1 protein-coding gene is annotated in these 942 nt (G+C 36.9%); it reads left to right on the top strand.

The features are described from left to right. A partial coding sequence (locus ABDZ53_RS12880) for an IS4 family transposase (protein WP_343757161.1) occupies positions 1-839 on the top strand: 839 nt, incomplete at its 5' end. Positions 840-942: the final 103 nt, after the last annotated feature.

The following is a 942-nucleotide window of genomic DNA, read 5'->3' as shown; positions in this document are numbered from 1 at the left end:
TAAAAGCATTGAAACCGTCTATTTTAATGGAGATATTTACTCACTTACTCTCACTTGTGCATAAAAAGACTGCGAACAAATCAAAAGAAAAGCTGTACTTGATTGACTCATCTACCTTTTCACTTAGCCAAGCTTCCTATCCTTGGGCACGTTTTAGACCGACTAAGTCGGGAATAAAGTTGCATTTAAAACTTTGTTTTATGAATGAAGGATGGGTTCATCCAGAAGAATTTAAGTTATCTCATGCTTCCGAACACGACCATGATTACTTAGATATCTTCGTTAATAATACTTTAGCGACGTATGTTTTTGACCGAGGTTATCTTGATTACGCTCAGTTTGATCAAATGAAATGGGACGGTTATTTCTTCGTTTCTCGCATTAAAAAGAATACAGTCGTTCACGTTCAAGCGCATCAAATAGTGTCGAAGAAGTCTGGTGTCATCAGTGATCAATTTGTTCAACTGGGAAGTAACACCTATCTCACAAGCCTCTTTCGACTGGTGACGATTGAAAGAAAGAATCAATCAAACTTGCGCATTATCACCAATCGCTTTGATCTTTCGGCCCAAGAAATAGGGGAAATGTATCAGTCAAGATGGCAGATAGAGCTCTTTTTCAAGCATATCAAGCAACACCTGACGATTAAGACCTTTTTTTCAAAGTCTGAAAAAGGAGTAGAAAACCAGATCATACTGGCGATGATTGTCTATTTACTGACGTTACTCGTCAAGCTTGAATTAGGCTTAAAACAAACCCTTTTCCAGATTTTAAGGCATTTACGTGCTCTACACTATGAATCATTTGATGTGTTTAAAGAAATATTTGAGCCAGATTAAGTGAAAGAAGTCGCAAATTGCGTTATCCACAACTGAATATACACTAAAAATTCTGGAAAAAGTCATCCGCTGCGCCAGCATTTGAGTTTTTTGTAATTTTTAG

The sequence above is a fragment of the Alkalibacterium iburiense genome, from assembly GCF_039521845.1.
GTDB classification, from domain to species: Bacteria; Bacillota; Bacilli; order Lactobacillales; family Carnobacteriaceae_A; genus Alkalibacterium; species Alkalibacterium iburiense.
The sequence above is the reverse complement of the archived record's forward strand: the minus strand, read 5'-3'. Positions and strand labels throughout refer to the sequence as shown.